This is a genomic window from Pseudomonas sp. ABFPK, from assembly GCF_001586765.1.
Classification (GTDB): domain Bacteria; phylum Pseudomonadota; class Gammaproteobacteria; order Pseudomonadales; family Pseudomonadaceae; genus Aquipseudomonas; species Aquipseudomonas asiatica.
In genome coordinates, this window is the sequence record NZ_LQXW01000022.1 from 50,923 (window position 1) to 67,493 (window position 16,571).

Below are 16,571 nucleotides of genomic sequence, written 5' to 3' on the forward strand. Positions count from 1 at the left end.
CCCCGCAGGGGGCGGGATCACGCGGTAGCGGCATCCAGCAACAGGCGTTGCTTGACCACGTCGACCAGGCGATCGGGCTGGAACTTGGACAGGAAGTTGTCGCAGCCCACCTTCTTCACCATGGATTCGTTGAAACTACCCGACAGCGAGGTGTGCAACACCACGTACAGCTGGCGCAAACGGGCATCGCCACGGATCTCGGTGGTCAACCGGTAGCCATCCATTTCCGGCATCTCGGCGTCGGTGAACACCATCAGCAGCTTCTCGCACACATCCTCACCAGCGTCGGCCCAGCCCTTGAGCATGCGCAGCGCCTTCAGGCCATCACTGGCCACGTGCAGCTTCACGCCCAGCTGGGACAGGGTGTCGCGCAATTGCGCCAGGGCCACGCTGGAATCGTCCACCAGCAGCACTTCGCGGCCGCGGGCCCGGGCCAGCACCGGGTCGGCGAGTTTGTCGCCGGAAACCCGGGCGTTGTAGGGCACGATCTCGGCCAGCACCTTCTCCACGTCGATCACTTCCACCAGCTTGTCATCGACCTTGGTGATGGCCGTCAGGTAATGCTGGCGCCCGGCGCTGGACGGCGGCGGCATGATCGCCTCCCAGTTCATGTTGACGATACGGTCGACACCGCCCACCAGGAAAGCCTGCACCGAGCGGTTGTATTCGGTGACGATGATGGTGCTGTCCGGCCCCGGCTGCAGCGGGCGCATGCCGATCGCCTGGGACAGGTCGATCACCGGCAGGGTCTGGCCGCGCAGGTTGACCACACCGCAGACGAAAGCGTGGCGCTGGGGCATCAGGGTCAACTTGGGCAGCTGCAGCACTTCCTGCACCTTGAACACGTTGATCGCGAACAACTGGCGGCCGGCCAGGCGAAACATCAGGATTTCCAGGCGGTTCTCACCCACCAGTTGCGTGCGTTGGTCTACTGTGTCGAGAATGCCAGCCATTGGAAAGCCCCCAGGCTTGAGTCGGAAAAAGTGAAATCATCCACCCTGTATCGGCGGCTTCACGCACACCTTGACCCTTGCGGGAAAATGCCGTGAAGGCAATTGATATCACTTTACCATCATGCTTTACTGCGGGAGGCGCGGGTGATTCAGCGGGACAGCAAAAGTTCCCCATCTGAGGCCCTTATCAGGGAAACCCTTAGCTACAATCGGGTGCGACCTGATGTTCGCGATATCCTTTAGCCATTAATGTGACGCCATTCTCATTGCATGAATGGAGTCAGGCTTTTGCTAGCTATCGTTTTGGCGTGCCCGTCCCCTGTGCCAGTCCCACGCGCGGGGGCATCATGATGGACAGCGCCTTGTCGTTCGATAACGCCCTGCAGGGGTTCCTGCTGGATGCGCAGGTACTGCTGACCCAGGCTCAGGAATGCCTGCAGCATCTGGAACTGATCGACAACGACCCGGATGCTTGCCACTGCCTGGAAAATGCCCTCGACAACCTCGCTCGACAGGCCGCACATCTGGGCCTGCGCGAAGTCGCCCATTACACCACCGCCCTGCAGCAATTGCTGGCACCGGCCTGCCAGGTCGGTTGCCTGCAGCGCGAAGCCCTGCCCGCGGTAGGGGCCTGCCTGACCTTGCTGGCCTGGCAGCTGGAACTGGTAGACCCTTGCACCGGACGGCTCAATCTGGACATCGGCGAGCAGTTGGTGCTGCTGGGTGAACTGGCCAAGGCCGTGCAGCAAACGTTTGCACAACCTTGCACACCCTGCGACGAGCAAGGCAGCGTGTGCATTCACCCGCATTCCGAGACGGCAGGCAGCACGCACTCCGGCCGCTCATCTGCCACCTATTGAACTGGCGCAAAATGCAGTCGGGCACGCTCATTCAAGCCCATCCTGGCCGAACCTGGAAAATTCTCGAGGTTTTTCAGGTTGCGGGGGGCCAAGTTGAATCAACGGCGCACAAGTTCGATGGCAAGTGCATGTTGCGCGATCAAGCAAAGCGGCACTTTGCCACCCTCCCGCGCCCGCCCCGTCGGCGTTTCATGGCGTTAGCCGACCGCGACCGATGCACTGCGAAGTGGTAATATGCGCCCCCACAAATGCTTGCGGCCTGCAGCAAGGTCGCAAGATCACGTGTTTGAAAGAAAACGGCAAGTACTGCTCCAAAGCCTCTGACATGGATTGTGCAAGGCCTCCATCAGCAATACTTCAGTGGCTTCCCTACCTATGCTTCCACGCTTGAAGACTTCTTTGCTGTGCTGCTCCCATACTACCGTGCTGCGCTGGGCGACTGTCGGGCTGTGCATTGCCTCGCTGGTCGCCAACCTGTTGCTGTACCTGGCCGATCATGTGATTCCGGCCAGCCTGCTGGTGCTGCAACTGGCCGCCACACTGGGCGCTACCGTGCACCTGGCCCTGGGTGCCAGGTCGATCAGTCTGCGCCCGGCGGAACTGGCCGAGCGCATGCTCAAAGTCCAGGAAGGCGAGCGCCAGCACCTGAGCCGGGAACTGCACGACGACATCGGCCAGTTGCTCACCGCCGCCAAGCTTCAGTTGCAGTGGCTGCAGAAGCGCATGCCCGACGAGCTGCAAGGCCACTGCGACGCCCTGCGCAGCACGCTGGATGACACCTTGGGCAACGTGCGCGATGTCTCCGCCCTGCTCAACCCGCGGCAGTTGGCCAGCCTGGGCCTGGAAGCCAGCCTGCGCGCACACCTGGTGCGCACCCTGGGCAACAGCGACGTTCACTGGAGCCTGGCATGCAACCAGCGCCTGGGGGGCATCGACGAGGCCGTGGCCATGGCCGTGTTCCGCATTACCCAGGAAGCCGTGACCAACATGCTGCGCCACGCCCAGGCACGCAATCTGGTCATCCGCCTGCAGCGCACCCCCGAGGGGTTGGCGTTGTCGATCCAAGACGATGGCCGCGGCTTCGTGCCCGCCAGGCAACCGGCCGAAGCAGGCCAGCGGGGCTTGGCCGGTATGCAGGAGCGGGTAACCGCGTTGCAGGGCAGCCTGGACATCACCAGCCAGCTCGGCCTGGGCACGCACATCGAGGCGATGTTCCCATGGCCACCGCGCACCCAGCAACGCGCCAGGAGCACCGCAACCCATGACCTGTAGACTGCTGCTGGTAGACGACCACTCGCTGATTCGCGCCGGTGTGCGCGCACTGGTGTGCGACATTCCCGGCTATGAGGTGATCGGTGAAGCCGACGACGGCAGCCAGTTGCTCGAACAGGTGCGCACGCTGGCGCCGGACATCGTCTTGCTGGACATCTCCATGCGCTCGACCAGCGGCCTGGACGCCCTCACCCAACTGCGCGCCAGCGGCAGCACCTGCAAGGTGTTGATCCTGTCGATGCACACCGACCCGGACCTGATCATGCGGGCACTGGAGAGTGGCGCCCACGGCTACCTGCTCAAGGACACCAGCGCCACCGAGCTGGAACAGGCCCTGGCCGCGGTGCGCAACGGCGAGCGCTACCTCAGCCCAGCCGTCGCCCATACGGTCATCAACCAGGCGCTGCAGCACACCAGGCAGGGCAAGCAACCAGCTGGCGAGCGGCATAATCTCACGGCGCGACAGCTGGAGATCCTGCGCCTGATCGTGCGTGGCAAGTCCACCCGGGAAATCGCCACCGGCCTGGGCCTGTCGATCAAGACCGTGGAAACCCACCGCTCGCAGGTCATGAAACGCCTGCAAATCCATGACGTGGCCGGCCTGGTGCTGTTCGCCGTGCGCGAGAAAATCATCAGCCTGGACGACTGAGCAACGGAGACCCCTCCGGCAGGTGTAGCCGCAGTGCAGCGGGCTTGGCCTGGAAGCGTAACTTTTCGGCCTGCACTGGCTCGCCATCGAGGTTGATGTCCAGCCCCTGCGAGCACTTGATCTCCACCCAGGGCAACCTGGCCCTGACTAACAACCCGTTGCCAGCCAACAGCTCACGCAGCGCCCCAACCATCTCCTGTGGTGCCGGCAGGATGGCGATATCGAGCAAGCCGTCGTCCACCAGGGCCTCGGGGCACAGCACTTGCCCACCCCCGGCCTGGCGGCCGTTGCCGATCCCCAGCGCCAGCAGGTCACCCTGCCAGTCGAAGCCTGGCCCTTGCAGCTCTACCGAGGCTGCCTGCAGTTCGCTGAAGCGCGACAACCCGGTGAACAGGTAGGCGGCCGCACCCAGTACTTTCTTCAGGTCTTCAGAGGTATTGGCCGTGACCTGGCTGCCAAAACCGCCCGTGGCCATGTTGAGGAACAGCTGGTCACCAGCCTGGCCCAGGTCTATCGGCCGTGCGGGTATGTTCAGCAAGGCCAGGGCCGTGGCAGGCTCCAGGGGTATGCCGGCGGCCTTGGCAAAATCGTTGGCCGTGCCCAGCGGCAACAACGCCAGGCTGGCCTGGGTACCTGCCAGCCCCATGGCCTCGGCGACATCACGCAGCGTGCCATCCCCACCTCCGGCGACGATGTGATCGTAGCCGGCGGCCAGCGCCTCGGTGACCAGCCGCTGGGCGTCACCGGCCTCCCAGGTGACCCGCACATCCAGCACCCAGCCGCTGTCGCGCAGATCATGCACGGCGCTGCGCAAGTCTTCATTCATCGCCTGCTTGCCATGCAGGATCAGCATTGCCTTGCCCGCTCGCATGTTTGTGCGCCTCCGTGAAGTGATCAACCCAGATCTCGACCCTCCGCAATCGCGGATCGTTGCATGCGCCCCCAAAAATAGCAGGCCAGCGCGATCAATTTTTGTGGGAGCGGCCTTGTGTCGCGATAGGGCCGCAGAGCGGCCCCGGCAATCTCCGCAGCGAAGCTGAAAATGTGGGGCCGCTTCGCACCCCTATCGCGACACAAGGCCGCTCCCACAAAATTGACCGTGTGGGCCGGACGTCAACCGACAAGCGTTGGCCGGTCTTTTCCCACACGCCTGGCAATGCACGGCTATGCTCAGCAGATACACTTTCTTGCCATGGACGCGCCCCGGCAGTGGTTCTACCACTGCTGCCCAAGGGCGCGTCTTGCTATCCGCAGCCTTTAGCGAGGATTTCGGGTCATGCGCATTCTCTGGACACTGCCGTACCTGCCTTGGCCGACCACCAGCGGCAGCAAGACCCGGCAATACCACCTGATACGCGCACTGGCACAGCGGGGCCACCGGATTACCCTGCTGGTGCAATCGAAGATCCCCCTCGACGATGCCGCCCGCGAGGCCCTGGAACCGCTGCTCGAGCGCCTGATCGTGCTGCCCCGCCGCCCCCTGCACAGCCCGCTCAACCTGCTGGCCTCGCCGATCATCGCTTACCCCATGCGCGCAATTATCAATGGTCTGGCCCCTTGCCTGCGGCACCGCTTCGAGCAATTGCTGGACGAGCCCTGGGACGTGATCCAGATCGAGCACAGCTACAGTTTCCAGCCCTTCGAAAAAGCCCTGCAGGCACGCGGGCTGCCGTACATGCTCAGCGAGCACACCCTGGAATCAGTGATGGGGGGCGCCAACCACGATCGCCTGCCGCTGTGGCTGCGCCCGCTCAACGCCTTCGACCGCTGGCGTTATCGACGCTGGGAACAGCGGGTATTGCACCAACCCACCGAACTGGTGGCAGTCAGCGCCCACGATGCCGAGCTGATAACGCAAATCAGCGGGCGCCCGGTGAACGTGGTGGTCAATGGCGTGGACTGTGATTTCTACCAGCACGTGCAACCGGCGCTGCACAGCCAGCGCCTGCTGTTCGTTGGCAACTTCGAGTATGGCGCCAACCTGGAGGCCATCGAATGGGCGCTGGAAGACATCATGCCGCAGGTATGGATGAGCAACCCGGCGGTACGCCTGGCGATTGCCGGGCATGCCATGCCGGCGAGCTGGAAACTGCACTGGAACGACCCACGCATCGAATGGTTCGGCTACCGCCCCGACCTGCGTGAACTGCAGCGGCGCTCGGCACTGTTCTTCGCACCACTGCGCTATGCCGGTGGCTCCAAGGTGAAAATCCTCGAAGCGATGGCCGCCGGCTTGCCGGTAATCACCACCGGCAAGGGCGTTTCAGGCCTGGCCGCGAACAACGGTGAGCACTACTTGGGCAGTGAGGATGGCGACCAGTTGGCGCTGCTGATCACCCAGTTGCTCAACCAGCCCTGGCGCATGAGCCAGTTGAGCGACGCCGGGCGCCAGTTTGCCCGCCAGCGCCACGACTGGAGCGTGGCCGCCCAGCAACTGGAGAACGTGCACATGCGCCTGGCCCTGGCGGCACCGGTCGAGGCCGCGCCGCTGGCCAGTGCCTGGCTGGGCCGTTCAGCCAAGTAGTTCGCTGAAGGGAATGAAGGGCACGCTGTCACCCTGCTTCGGTGTACTGCCTTCACGCACTTCTACCAGCCCCTCGGCCCAGGCCGCACTGCGCAGTACGCCCGAACTCTGGTTCTTGTAGATACGCACTTGGCCTTGCTCGATGCGGGCGCGCAGGTACTCGCGGCGCGTGCCGGCCTTGGGCCAGTCAAAGCCGGCCGGCATGTCAAAGCGCAACGGCGTGACATCGGTCACGCCCTGACGCCGCAACAAGTACGGCCGGGTGAGCAGGCCGAAGGTGACCAGGGTCGAGGCCGGGTTACCCGGCAGGCCGATTACCGGCACGCCCTGGAAGTGGCCGAAGGTCAGCGGCTTGCCCGGTTTGATCGCCAGCTTCCACAAAGCCAGCTCGCCGGCTTCGCGCAGGGCGGCACCGAGGTAGTCGGCCTCACCCACCGAGACACCGCCGGTGGACAGGATCAGGTCGACATCGCCCAGTTCGGCCAGGCTGGTGCGGGTGCGTGCCAGGTCATCCGGCAGGATGCCCGCATCGACCACCTCGCAGCCCAGCCGCTGCAACCAGCTGACCAGCAGTCGGCGGTTACTGTTGTAGATCTGCCCCGGCCCCAGCGGCAGGCCAGGTTCGACCAGTTCGTCACCGGTGGACAACACCGCCACCCGCACCTTGCGCACCACATCCAGCCGGCCGTGGCCCAAGGTCGCGGCCAGGCCCAGCTCGATCGGCCCCAGCCGGGTGCCGGCGCTCATCACCTGTTCGCCCTTGCGGGTTTCCTGGCCCTGGGGACGAATGTTCTGCCCGGTCTTCAGCGCTTCGAGAAAGCGTACCCGCCCATCCTCCGCCACTTCGGTGTTTTCCTGCATTTCGACGCAGTCGGCACCTCCGGGCAGCGGCGCCCCGGTGAAGATGCGTGCGCAGGTACCCGGCTGCAGCGGCTGCGGCGCATGGCCGGCGAAAATCCGCTGGCTGACCGGCAGCGGTTCGCCCTGCCAGTCGGCCAGGCGCAGGGCGTAACCGTCCATGGCGCTGTTCGGCCAAGGCGGCAGGTCGAGCGAGGCCACCAGGTGGGTGGCCAGCACACGGCCTTCGGCCTCGGCCAGTGGCAGGTTCTCTGTGTCACGGATCGGTGCCGCTTCGGCCAATGCCAGCAACTGCTCCAGGGCCTGCTCTACCGGCATCAGCGGCCGGGCCTGGGTAACCTCAGCCACGGCTGTCGCAGGCCGCTGCCTGCTTCAGGTGCGGCACGAAGTTGCACGGGCGATGGCGGGCATCCAGCTGCTCGGCGAGGATACCGTCCCAACCGGTGCGCACCGCGTTGGTCGAACCCGGCAGGCAGCACACCAGGGTACCGTTGGCCAGCCCGGCCAGGGCGCGCGACTGAACGGTGGAGGTGCCGATGTCAGCCACGGAAATCTGCCGGAACAGCTCACCAAAGCCTTCTACCTGCTTGTCCAGCAGGCAGGCGACGGCCTCGGGCGTGCTGTCGCGGCCGGTAAAGCCGGTGCCGCCGGTGATCAGCACCACCTGCACGCTGTCATCGGCAATCCAGGTGGCGACCTGGGCGCGAATCTTGTACAGGTCGTCTTTCAGCAGCACGCGCTCGGCCAGGCGATGGCCAGCCGCGCTCAGGCGGTCGACGAACATCTGTCCGGAGGTATCGGTGTCGAAGGTGCGGGTGTCGCTGACTGTGAGCACGGCGATGTTCAGCGGCACGAAGGGGGTATCTGCCTTGGCTTTCATGGGGGTCCGTCACAAGAAGATGGGATGGCCGCAGTTATAACACAGCACGCGCCCATCACAGCTTGACGCCCGTGGCCCTTGCCCTCGATCAATGCCACAGGTTTGCCGCTATGCTGCACTGTAGACGGAACTTGCGTGGACGCCCTGCGTCTTAATGTCATCTAGCACCATCGCACTGGAGAAACACGATGATTCAACGGACCCTACCCGCCTTCCTGCTCGCCCTGGGCCTGGGCGCCCTCGCTGGCTGCGCATCGCCAACCGTCATTACCCTGAACGACGGTCGCGAAATCCAGGCCACCGACACACCGAAGTACGATGAAGACTCCGGTTTCTACGAATTCGAGCAGCTGGACGGCAAGCGCACGCGCCTGAACAAGGACCAGATCCGCACCGTCAAAGAGCTCTGATCGCAGCCTGTTTTTTGCCAAGGCCCTTTTAACAACAAGGGCTTGCGTGCAAAAAAAGTATGCAGTAGGATTTCCTTCATCGGAGTGTAGCGCAGCCAGGTAGCGCGTCTCGTTCGGGACGAGAAGGCCGCAGGTTCGAATCCTGTCTCTCCGACCAAATCCTCATCAAAAAGCCCGCCTTGTGCGGGCTTTTTGTTGTGCGTTGAAAAGTGCCCGGCCCCAGCGCGCCCCCCCTTGTGGGAGCGGCCTGGTGTCGCGAAAGGGCTGCAAGGCAGCCCCCAACAACTTGTGCAGGTCAGTGCGACACCTCGGCCTCCACCGGCACATACAGCAACTGCAGGCGCTCGCTGCTCCATGCCCGGGTCTGGTTGGTCAGCGCCAGGTTGTTGTTCAGCTTTTGCCCATAGCTCGGCACGATTTCCTTGAGCCTGGCCTGCCAGGCTGGCGACTGGATACGGTCCTTGAAGGTCTTTTCCAGCACGGTCAGCATGATCGGCGCCGCTGTCGAGGCCCCCGGCGAAGCTCCCAGCAACGCAGCGATGCTGCCGTCCTGCGCCGCCACCACTTCAGTACCGAACTGCAGCACACCGCCCAGGACCGGGTCCTTCTTGATCACCTGCACCCGCTGGCCGGCCTGCAGCAGCTTCCAGTCTTCGTTCTTGGCGTTGGGGAAGTACTCGCGCAGCGCGTTCATGCGGTCATCGAAACTGAGCATCAGCTGCCCCATCAGGTAGGTGCTGAGGTCGATGTTGTCGATACCGGCATTGACCATCGGCAGCACGTTGTGGCTGTTCAGCGAGGCGAACATGTCCAGCAGCGAGCCGTGCTTGAGGTACTTGGTGGAGAAGGTGGCGAACGGGCCGAACAGCAGCACCTGCTTGCCATCGATCATCCGCGTGTCCAGGTGCGGTACCGACATCGGCGGCGCGCCAACCGAGGCCTTGCCGTACAGCTTGGCCTGGTGGCGGGCGACCAGGTCGGGGTTGTCGGTCATCAGGAACTGACCACCGACCGGGAAGCCGGCATAGCCTTCGGCTTCAGGGATGCCCGACTTCTGCAGCAGCTTCAGCGCGCCACCACCGGCACCGATGAACACGAAGCGGGCATTGACGGCCTTTTCCTCGCCGCCGTTGGCCAGATCGGCCACCCGCACATGCCAGGTGCCGTCGTCGTTGCGCACGATGTCACGTACCTCATGGCGCAGGTTCAGCGACACATTGGGGTTGCGGGTCATCGCGGCGAACAACTGGCGGGTGATTTCGCCAAAGTTCACGTCGGTACCGATGGCCATGCGCGTGGCGGCGACCTTCTGCCCCGGGTCACGGCCCTCCATCACCAACGGCGCCCACTTGCGGATCTGCTCGTGGTCTTCGGAGATTTCCATGCCGCGGAACAGCGAGCTGTGCTGCAGGGCGTCGACGCGCTTGTGCAGGAAGGCGACGTTGTCGTCACCCCAGACAAAGCTCATGTGCGGCACGTTGTTGATGAACGACTTCGGGTTGCTCAGCACGCCCTGCTCGACCTGGTAGGCCCAGAACTGCTTGGACACCTCGAACTGCTCGTTGACCCCCACGGCCTTGCTGATATCGATATTGCCGTCCTTGCCCACACTGGTGTAGTTCAACTCGCAGAACGCGGAGTGACCGGTGCCGGCGTTGTTCCAGGCATTGGAGCTTTCTTCGGCCACCTGGTCCAGGCGCTCGTAGACGTCGATCTTCCAGGAGGGCTCCAGCTCGGTGAGGTAGGTGCCCAGGCTGGCACTCATGATGCCACCGCCGATCAGCAGCACGTCGACGGTCTTTTCCGGTTCCGCGGGTTTGGAGCAGCCGATGACGCCCAGGCAGAGGAACGTCAGCAGGAATTTCTTCATTGATGTTATCCAGTTGTTGTGTACACGCGCGCCGCCTTGAGCAGGGAACGTGCCAACTGGGTCTGGAGCAGTGAATACAGGGGGCGGGCGACGGGGAGCATGGCGACAATCCGCCAGGGGGGCCGGATGCACTGCAATGAAATGGCGGATTTCCCCGCCTTGCGCTGCCCTTGTAGGAGCGGCCTTGTGTCGCGATGGGCTGCAAAGCAGCCCCCTGCGATATCAGCACTGTTGCCGAGACATTGGGGCCGCCTTGCGGCCCATCGCGACACAAGGCCGCTCCTACAGGGACCGCGTCAGGCATGACAGGGCATCAGGCGCTGAGGCGGGAGGTGACTTCACCCAGCTGCCCCGACAACCCATGCAGGCGCTGCCCCGCCTGTTCGGTATGCTGCACCGCCTGCTGGTTGGCCGTGGCGATGCGGGTGATTTCGATCAGGTTGCAGGAGATGTCCTCGGCCACGCTGGTCTGCTCTTCGGCCGCCGTGGCGATCTGCCGGTTCATGTCGCGGATCGCTTCCACTGCCAGGGTGATGCGCTGCAGCATCTGCCCGGCCTGCTGCACCTGCTCGGCACCCTCCTCGCTGCGCTGCTGGCCGCTTTCGATGGCCTTGACCGCCTCCACCGCCCCCGACTGCACCGCCTCGATGATCTGGTGGATCTCGGCGATCGACGCCGCCGTGCGCTGGGCCAGGCTGCGCACCTCGTCGGCAACTACTGCAAAACCACGCCCGGCCTCGCCGGCACGGGCTGCTTCGATGGCCGCATTGAGCGCCAGCAGGTTGGTCTGCTCGGCAATGCCGCGGATCACTTCAAGGACTTTGCCAATGCGCGCGCTGTCATGCTCAAGGTCGCGAATCACCGCCGCCGTGCCAGCGATTTCGCGGTTGACCACGCCGATGATGTCGATGGTCTGTTGCATCACCTGCTCGCCCGCCTGGGCACTGTGATCGGCATCGTCCGCAGCGCGGGCGGCCTCCGCGGCGTGGCGGGCGACTTCCTGGGCAGTGGCGGACATCTCGTGCATGGCCGTGGCCACCTGGTCGGTGCGCTGGAACTGGTCGTGGGTACCACGGGCCATGTCGCCGGCGATGCTGCGCAGCTGGCCGCTGGCGCCTTCCAGTTCCTGGGCGTTGTCCTGCAGCCGGCCGACCGTGTCGGCGAGGAAATCGCGCAGGGTGTTGGCGGCCCGCGCCAGGCGGCCCAGTTCGTCCTCGCGGCGGCTATCTACCCGGGCGGCAAAGCGGCCCTGGCTAAGCTGCGCGACGTATTCGATCAACTGGCGGATCGGCTCGACCAGGCTGCGGTTGACCAACCACAGGCTGAGCAGCCCCACCAACACGGCCGAAGCCAGCATCACCAGCAGACCCAGCCATACCGTGCGCTCGGCACCGGCACTCAGGCTGGCGGCGTGCTGACGGGCTTCGGCACGCAGTTGCTCGACCAGTTCGCTCATCTGCTCGCTGACGGCGCGGTCCACGCCCTTGACCGCCTGGTCGCCGGCCACCGGGTCGCCGCCCGCCGCCAGGAATGCCTGGCGACCCTGCGCATAGGCCTGGCCCAACTGCCGGTGGCTGTCACGCAGTTGCTGCAGCGGCGCCTTGAGCCTGGCGTCGCTGCTGTCGATCAATTGCCCGAGCAGTTGCTGCACCTGCTGCTCGCGAGCCTGGAACTGCTGCCAGTACTTGTCCATGTCAGCCGGCTGGCGCCCGCGCAACAGCACATTCTTCCATTCCTGCACCTGGATCTTGAACTGCAGGTTGGCTTCGTCGATCAATTGCGAGGTCCGCAGCGGCCCATCGACCAACTCGGCATAGCCGCGCACGCTGGACGAAAGGAACTGGAAGCACACCAGGGCGATCAGCAACATCGCCACCAGACTGCCGCCGAGCAGGGAGAGAATTTGCACTCTGAGGGATTTACGCAACATCTTGGATCTCGGAAAGCAGGAGGAAGACCGGAGGGCCGCGCAAGCTGGCAACAAGGCGCAACGCAGCCCGGTTGCGGGCAGGCCAAAAAAAGGCTGCCATCAAGCAATGGCAGCCAGGTCGAGCACTTACGCAACAGTTGAGCTAGATACTCTCAGGCAAATACTACAGAAATGTTACAAGGCCACTGCAAGCTACCCCGTGTTGAACTGCAAGGCCGCCAGCCGCGCATACAGCGGGCTCTCTTCGATCAACTGGCGATGCGTCCCCACCGCCACCAGCCGGCCCTTGTCGATGACCGCGATACGGTCGGCATGCTGGACCGTAGCCAGACGATGGGCGATCACCAGTGTGGTGCGCCCGGCCATCAGGCTGGGCAGCGCCTGCTGGATCAGGTGTTCGCTTTGTGCGTCGAGTGCGCTGGTGGCTTCGTCCAGCAACAGGATCGGCGCATCGACCAGCAACGCACGGGCAATGGCCAGGCGCTGCCGCTGCCCGCCGGACAAGCCGATGCCGCCCTCGCCCAGCGGCGTCTGGTAGCCCTGCGGCAATTGCCGGATGAATGTGTCGGCATGGGCACCCCGGGCGGCTGCCTCGACCTCGGCCAGGGTCGCCTCGGGCCGGCCATAGCGGATGTTGGCCTCGACCGTACCGCGAAACAACGAGGGGTTCTGTGCCACCAGGGCGAACTGCTGGCGCAGGTGATCGGGGTCGAGTTCGGTGATCGCCCGGCCATCGAGCAGGATGCGCCCCTGCTGGGGGTCGTAGAAGCGCAGCAACAAATCGAACAAGGTCGACTTGCCCGCCCCCGACGGGCCCACCAGCGCCACGGTCTGCCCCGGCTCGATGGTCAGGCTCAGGCCATCGACAGCCGCCACCGAGGGCCGTGACGGGTAGGCGAACACCAACTGCTGCAGTTCGATACGCCCACTGGCCCGCTGCTGCGGCAGCACCTGCGCCACGGCGGGCGGCAGGATTGCACTGCGCGCCGCCAACAGTTCGGCAATGCGCTCGGCGGCGCCCGCCGCCCTTTGCAACTCGCCGATCACCTCGCTGAGGGTGCCGAAAGCGCTGCCTACGATCAGGCTGTAGAACACGAAGGCGGCCAGTTCGCCCGCGGAAATGCGCCCGGCGATCACGTCCATGCCGCCAACCCACAACATCACCCCTACCGCTCCCAGTACCAGCACGATCACCAGGGTGATAAGCCAGGCACGTTGGGCAATCCGCTGCCGGGCCACGGCAAACGCCGCTTCGACCGTGCCGGCGAACAGCTGGCGGTCATGCGCCTGGTGGTTGTAGGCCTGCACGGTCTTGATCTGCCCGAGGGTCTCGGCCACATAGCTGCCCACATCGGCCACCCGGTCCTGGCTCTGCCGCGACAGGCTGCGTACCCGGCGGCCAAACAGCAGGATCGGCGCCAGCACCAGCGGCAGGGCCACCACCACAATGCTGGTGAGCTTGGGATTGGTGATAAACAGCAACACCACACCACCGATGACCATCAGCGCGTTGCGCAGGAACATCGACAGCGAAGAGCCGATTACCGATTGCAGCAAGGTGGTGTCGGCGGTCAGGCGCGACTGGATCTCGGAGCTGCGGTTGTCTTCGAAAAACCCGGGATGCAAGCCGATCAGGTGGTCGAACACGGCTCGACGGATATCGGCCACGCAGCGCTCGCCGATCCACGACACCAGGTAGAAGCGGCTGAAGGTACCCACCGCCAGGGCCAACACCAGCAGCAGGAACAGGCCGATGGTCTGGTTGAGCTGATGCGCGGAGCGGGTCATGAATCCCTGGTCCACCAGCAGGCGAATGCCCTGGCCCATGGACAGGGTGATGGCGGCGGTGACTACCAGGGCCAGCAAGGCCAGCAGCATCTGGCGACGGTAAGGACGGACAAACTGCCAACCCAGGCGCAAGGCGCGGCGTTGACGTGGGGAAACCGATTCGGGCATGGCGCTGACCACAATGGTGGGAAACCGCAGCCTACCACTCATCCACGCCTGTGGAACCCTTGCAGGGTTGCTATAGCCTATCGGTCTAACCAGGCTATGGAGCTTTACTGCCGTTTCTGTTGGACTGTGCCTGCCGTGACCCTGCAGGCACTGTCACAGGCCAGTCACGGCACAGGGTTAACCTGCGCTTGAACCTGATGAGGAGACAATACATGAGCTTGCAGCATGGCAGCGACAACCAGAAGCCCCGGACCACACCACCTCCGCAGGTGTGCGGTTCGATCATCGATGCGAAGGGGCGCGAAGTACCGATCACCGAGCAGATGATCCAGCAGGCCTGCAAGGCCCTGGAAGAAAGCCGGGTAGAGCGCGTACGTAAAGGTTGATCGGCGAATTCCTTGCAACCCGGCGCTTGCGCCGGGTTTTTATTTGCCTGAATCCTGTGCCGGCCCTTTCGCGGGTAAACCCGCTCCCACAGGGACAACACAAGCCTTGAGGTCAGCGGGCTACCTGTGGGAGCGGGTTTACCCGCGAAGAGGCCGGCACAGCTTTCAAAAGGCTGTCAGACCAACACCCCACCCAAGGCACTGACCAGCTGCGCCAACTGCGGCGACTCCCCGCGCACGCGCACCGCCAGCCCCTCGATCTCGCGCCGTGGCGGGTACTGCTTGCGCAACTGGTCGAACGCTGCACGCTGCTGCTGCGGGTCGTCGCTGAGGCTGCGGCGGAAATCGGCATCGTCGCGGCGTGGGTCGTACACTGCGCGGCAAAGGGTGGCCAAGGCCCAGGCCGGGTCGGTGCTGGCATCCAGTTCGATCTGCGCCAGCGGTGGCCGGGGCAGCAGGTCGGCCAGTTGCACCTGTTCATCCACACCGAGGAAGCGGCACAGCGCCTGGTAGATCTGCGCCGTACCACGCTGGCGACCGTCGAGGCTGTAGCCGGCAATGTGCGGCGAAGCCAATGTGCACAGGTCGGCCAGTTGCAGGTCGACCTGCGGCTCACCCTCCCACACATCCAGCACCGCATGCAGGTCTTCGCGGTCCTGCAGCAGTTCGCGCAGGGCGGCGTTGTCCACTACAGGGCCACGGCTGGCGTTGACCAGCCAGGCACCGGGGCGCAACTGCGCCAGCTGCGCCTGGCCCAGCAGGTGCCAGGTCGGGTGCTCGCCGCCACGCTGCAAGGGGGTGTGCAGGCTGATGACATCGCACTGTTGCAGGATGGTCTCGAGGCTGACGTAGTCACCGCCCTCGGCGGCCTGGCGCAGCGGGTCGCATACCAGTACCTTCCAGCCAAGGCCGTGCAGCACCCGCACCAGGCGGCCACCCACCTCACCCGCGCCCACCACGCCATACACGCGCTCGGGCAGTGCCACGCCATCCAGTTCTGCCAGGGTCAGCAGGCTGCCCAGAACGTAATCGACCACGCCGCGGGCATTGCAGCCCGGTGCGCTGCTCCAGTGGATGCCGGCTTCGGCAAAGTAGTTCAGGTCGAGGTGGTCGGTGCCGATGGTGCAGGTGCCGACGAAGCGCACGCGGCTGCCTTCGAGCAACTGGCGGTCGACCTTGGTCACCGAGCGCACCAGTAGAATGTCGGCGTCCCTTACGCTGGCGGCATCGAGGCTTCGGCCGGGGTAACGGCGGATTTCGCCGAAACCCTGGAAGAATGCATCGAGCAGCGGGATGTTCTCGTCGGCAACTATCAGCATGGCGCTCTCCTGTCTGGGGAACGCAGTGTAGGCGCAACGCCGGGCGTGTTCCAGAGCGGTTCAGTCGGCTTTCTTGCGGATCCAGTACAGGAAGGTACCGGCGTCTTCCTGCTGCTGCAGCAGTTCGTGGCCGAGGAAGTTGCAGAACTTGGGGATATCGCGGCGGGTCGAGGGGTCGGTGGCGATGACCTTGAGCAGGCCGCCAGCGGCCAGGTTGCGCACGTGCTGGTGCAGCATCATTACCGGTTCCGGGCAGTTCAGGCCGGTGGCGTCGAGGATGGCGTCAGGGGTGAAATCGGTCATGGGGGACTCCGCAAATGATCGCTATTGTCGCGCATCGCGCGCCGTGGTCCAAGCACCGCCTGTGAAGACAAGCCCTGAGCTTGCTCTTGATCTTGCTCTTGCTCTTGCTCTTGCTCTTGCTCTTGCTCTTGCTCTTGCTCTTGCTCTTGCTCTTGCTCTTGCTCTTGCTCTTGCTCTTGCTCTTGCTCTTGCTCTTGCTCTTGCTCTTTCTTGTCTTGATCTTGATCTTGATCTTGATCTTGATCTTCGCGACTTCAGGAGGCCGAGCAGAGGTTTTGCGGAGGGAGGTGACGGGCATGGATGCCCGTCAAGCGCTGAGGCCCCATGGATGGGGCCTGCAGCGCGTACTCCCGGGAGCAAGACCGGCGCGAGGGAACCCCGTAGCGTAGCGGAGGGGCCGG

Annotated in this window: 16 protein-coding genes, 1 tRNA gene and 1 pseudogene; 7 read left to right on the forward strand and 11 right to left on the reverse strand. The window is 64.3% G+C overall.

The genetic code is table 11. The features are described 5' to 3' along the window. Nucleotides 1-17: 17 nt before the first annotated feature. A complete protein-coding gene (locus tag WM94_RS15245) occupies nucleotides 18-953 on the reverse strand; it encodes a chemotaxis protein CheV (protein ID WP_015269524.1) in 936 nt (311 codons plus the stop codon). Nucleotides 954-1,303: 350 nt separating this feature from the next. Between WM94_RS15245 and WM94_RS15250 the strand changes: the two genes are divergently transcribed. From WM94_RS15250 to WM94_RS15265, 3 genes are all read left to right on the forward strand, one after another. After that, nucleotides 1,304-1,813: a hypothetical protein gene (locus tag WM94_RS15250; protein ID WP_039614126.1), complete on the forward strand. Its 510-nt coding sequence runs from the start codon at nucleotides 1,304-1,306 to the stop codon at nucleotides 1,811-1,813. A gap of 375 nt (nucleotides 1,814-2,188) precedes the next feature. Beyond that, nucleotides 2,189-3,085 (forward strand): sensor histidine kinase, encoded by an 897-nt coding sequence (locus WM94_RS15260; protein WP_061551574.1) that lies wholly within the window; start codon nucleotides 2,189-2,191, stop codon nucleotides 3,083-3,085. Next, nucleotides 3,075-3,734, forward strand: a complete 660-nt coding sequence (locus WM94_RS15265) for a response regulator transcription factor (protein ID WP_061551575.1) — start codon at nucleotides 3,075-3,077, stop codon at nucleotides 3,732-3,734. The genes WM94_RS15260 and WM94_RS15265 overlap by 11 nt, the downstream gene beginning before the upstream one ends. Here the strand turns inward: WM94_RS15265 and yegS are convergent. Further along, nucleotides 3,718-4,605: a lipid kinase YegS gene (gene yegS / locus WM94_RS15270; protein ID WP_061551576.1), complete on the reverse strand. Its 888-nt coding sequence runs from the start codon at nucleotides 4,603-4,605 to the stop codon at nucleotides 3,718-3,720. The genes WM94_RS15265 and yegS overlap by 17 nt on opposite strands. Before the next feature lie 405 nt (nucleotides 4,606-5,010). Between yegS and WM94_RS15275 the strand changes: the two genes are divergently transcribed. Continuing rightward, nucleotides 5,011-6,258: a glycosyltransferase family 4 protein gene (locus WM94_RS15275; RefSeq protein WP_039614121.1), complete on the forward strand. Its 1,248-nt coding sequence runs from the start codon at nucleotides 5,011-5,013 to the stop codon at nucleotides 6,256-6,258. On the opposite strand, the gene glp is transcribed toward WM94_RS15275, so the two are convergent. Together glp and moaB are read right to left on the reverse strand one after the other, a co-directional pair. After that, the gene (gene glp, locus WM94_RS15280) at nucleotides 6,247-7,434 is read right to left on the reverse strand and encodes a gephyrin-like molybdotransferase Glp (protein WP_061551580.1); all 1,188 of its coding nucleotides are present in this window, start codon (nucleotides 7,432-7,434) and stop codon (nucleotides 6,247-6,249) included. The genes WM94_RS15275 and glp overlap by 12 nt on opposite strands. 22 nt (nucleotides 7,435-7,456) lie before the next feature. Beyond that, nucleotides 7,457-7,996, reverse strand: a complete 540-nt coding sequence (gene moaB, locus WM94_RS15285) for a molybdenum cofactor biosynthesis protein B (RefSeq protein ID WP_013971698.1) — start codon at nucleotides 7,994-7,996, stop codon at nucleotides 7,457-7,459. Between the two features lie 188 nt (nucleotides 7,997-8,184). Here moaB and WM94_RS15290 point away from each other — a divergent pair, with 188 nt between their 5' ends. Both WM94_RS15290 and WM94_RS15295 read left to right on the forward strand, forming a co-directional pair. Next, on the forward strand, nucleotides 8,185-8,406 hold the full coding sequence (locus WM94_RS15290; RefSeq protein WP_013971697.1) for a YgdI/YgdR family lipoprotein: 222 nt from the start codon (nucleotides 8,185-8,187) through the stop codon (nucleotides 8,404-8,406). 80 nt (nucleotides 8,407-8,486) lie between these two features. After that, nucleotides 8,487-8,563: transfer RNA gene (locus WM94_RS15295), tRNA-Pro, on the forward strand. 138 nt (nucleotides 8,564-8,701) lie between these two features. On the opposite strand, the gene mqo is transcribed toward WM94_RS15295, so the two are convergent. From mqo to WM94_RS15310, 4 genes and pseudogenes are all read right to left on the reverse strand, one after another. Next, nucleotides 8,702-10,276 carry a malate dehydrogenase (quinone) gene (gene mqo, locus WM94_RS15300; RefSeq protein ID WP_039614119.1) on the reverse strand — a complete coding sequence of 525 codons (1,575 nt, stop codon included), beginning with the start codon at nucleotides 10,274-10,276 and terminating at the stop codon, nucleotides 8,702-8,704. A gap of 313 nt (nucleotides 10,277-10,589) precedes the next feature. Continuing rightward, complete coding sequence (locus WM94_RS31130) at nucleotides 10,590-11,357, reverse strand: methyl-accepting chemotaxis protein (RefSeq protein WP_371264026.1); 768 nt, start codon at nucleotides 11,355-11,357, stop codon at nucleotides 10,590-10,592. A gap of 165 nt (nucleotides 11,358-11,522) precedes the next feature. Beyond that, nucleotides 11,523-12,206, reverse strand: a pseudogene (locus WM94_RS31135) (methyl-accepting chemotaxis protein); the annotation flags it as partial. A gap of 192 nt (nucleotides 12,207-12,398) precedes the next feature. After that, entirely contained in the window at nucleotides 12,399-14,162 is a 1,764-nt protein-coding gene (locus WM94_RS15310; protein WP_061551581.1) for an ABC transporter transmembrane domain-containing protein, read from the reverse strand. A gap of 212 nt (nucleotides 14,163-14,374) precedes the next feature. Between WM94_RS15310 and WM94_RS30465 the strand changes: the two genes are divergently transcribed. Further along, on the forward strand, nucleotides 14,375-14,548 hold the full coding sequence (locus tag WM94_RS30465; RefSeq protein WP_013971693.1) for a PA1571 family protein: 174 nt from the start codon (nucleotides 14,375-14,377) through the stop codon (nucleotides 14,546-14,548). Between the two features lie 176 nt (nucleotides 14,549-14,724). Here the strand turns inward: WM94_RS30465 and pdxB are convergent, their stop codons facing one another. Genes pdxB through WM94_RS30165 form a run of 3 tightly spaced genes read right to left on the reverse strand, consistent with a single transcriptional unit; the run spans nucleotide 14,725 to nucleotide 16,468 of the window. Continuing rightward, a complete protein-coding gene (pdxB, locus tag WM94_RS15315; RefSeq protein WP_061551578.1) occupies nucleotides 14,725-15,867 on the reverse strand; it encodes a 4-phosphoerythronate dehydrogenase PdxB in 1,143 nt (380 codons plus the stop codon). A gap of 60 nt (nucleotides 15,868-15,927) precedes the next feature. After that, complete coding sequence (tusA, locus tag WM94_RS15320; protein ID WP_003248727.1) at nucleotides 15,928-16,170, reverse strand: sulfurtransferase TusA; 243 nt, start codon at nucleotides 16,168-16,170, stop codon at nucleotides 15,928-15,930. Continuing rightward, on the reverse strand, nucleotides 16,151-16,468 hold the full coding sequence (locus WM94_RS30165) for a hypothetical protein (RefSeq protein WP_156485979.1): 318 nt from the start codon (nucleotides 16,466-16,468) through the stop codon (nucleotides 16,151-16,153). The genes tusA and WM94_RS30165 overlap by 20 nt, the downstream gene beginning before the upstream one ends. Between the last annotated feature and the right edge of the window lie 103 nt (nucleotides 16,469-16,571).

Bases quoted from the DNA above. Each gene is read 5' to 3' on its own strand.
- WM94_RS15290 (WP_013971697.1), top strand. From the start codon at position 8,185: ATGATTCAACGGACCCTACCCGCCTTCCTGCTCGCCCTGGGCCTGGGC.
- WM94_RS30465 (WP_013971693.1), top strand. From the start codon at position 14,375: ATGAGCTTGCAGCATGGCAGCGACAACCAGAAGCCCCGGACCACACCA.
- WM94_RS15265 (WP_061551575.1), top strand. From the start codon at position 3,075: ATGACCTGTAGACTGCTGCTGGTAGACGACCACTCGCTGATTCGCGCC.
- moaB (WP_013971698.1), bottom strand. From the start codon at position 7,996: ATGAAAGCCAAGGCAGATACCCCCTTCGTGCCGCTGAACATCGCCGTG.
- WM94_RS15250 (WP_039614126.1), top strand. From the start codon at position 1,304: ATGGACAGCGCCTTGTCGTTCGATAACGCCCTGCAGGGGTTCCTGCTG.
- pdxB (WP_061551578.1), bottom strand. From the start codon at position 15,867: ATGCTGATAGTTGCCGACGAGAACATCCCGCTGCTCGATGCATTCTTC.
- glp (WP_061551580.1), bottom strand. From the start codon at position 7,434: ATGCCGGTAGAGCAGGCCCTGGAGCAGTTGCTGGCATTGGCCGAAGCG.
- tusA (WP_003248727.1), bottom strand. From the start codon at position 16,170: ATGACCGATTTCACCCCTGACGCCATCCTCGACGCCACCGGCCTGAAC.
- WM94_RS30165 (WP_156485979.1), bottom strand. From the start codon at position 16,468: ATGCCCGTCACCTCCCTCCGCAAAACCTCTGCTCGGCCTCCTGAAGTC.
- WM94_RS15245 (WP_015269524.1), bottom strand. From the start codon at position 953: ATGGCTGGCATTCTCGACACAGTAGACCAACGCACGCAACTGGTGGGT.
- WM94_RS15275 (WP_039614121.1), top strand. From the start codon at position 5,011: ATGCGCATTCTCTGGACACTGCCGTACCTGCCTTGGCCGACCACCAGC.
- WM94_RS15310 (WP_061551581.1), bottom strand. From the start codon at position 14,162: ATGCCCGAATCGGTTTCCCCACGTCAACGCCGCGCCTTGCGCCTGGGT.
- mqo (WP_039614119.1), bottom strand. From the start codon at position 10,276: ATGAAGAAATTCCTGCTGACGTTCCTCTGCCTGGGCGTCATCGGCTGC.
- WM94_RS15260 (WP_061551574.1), top strand. From the start codon at position 2,189: ATGCTTCCACGCTTGAAGACTTCTTTGCTGTGCTGCTCCCATACTACC.
- yegS (WP_061551576.1), bottom strand. From the start codon at position 4,605: ATGCGAGCGGGCAAGGCAATGCTGATCCTGCATGGCAAGCAGGCGATG.
- WM94_RS31130 (WP_371264026.1), bottom strand. From the start codon at position 11,357: ATGGCCCGTGGTACCCACGACCAGTTCCAGCGCACCGACCAGGTGGCC.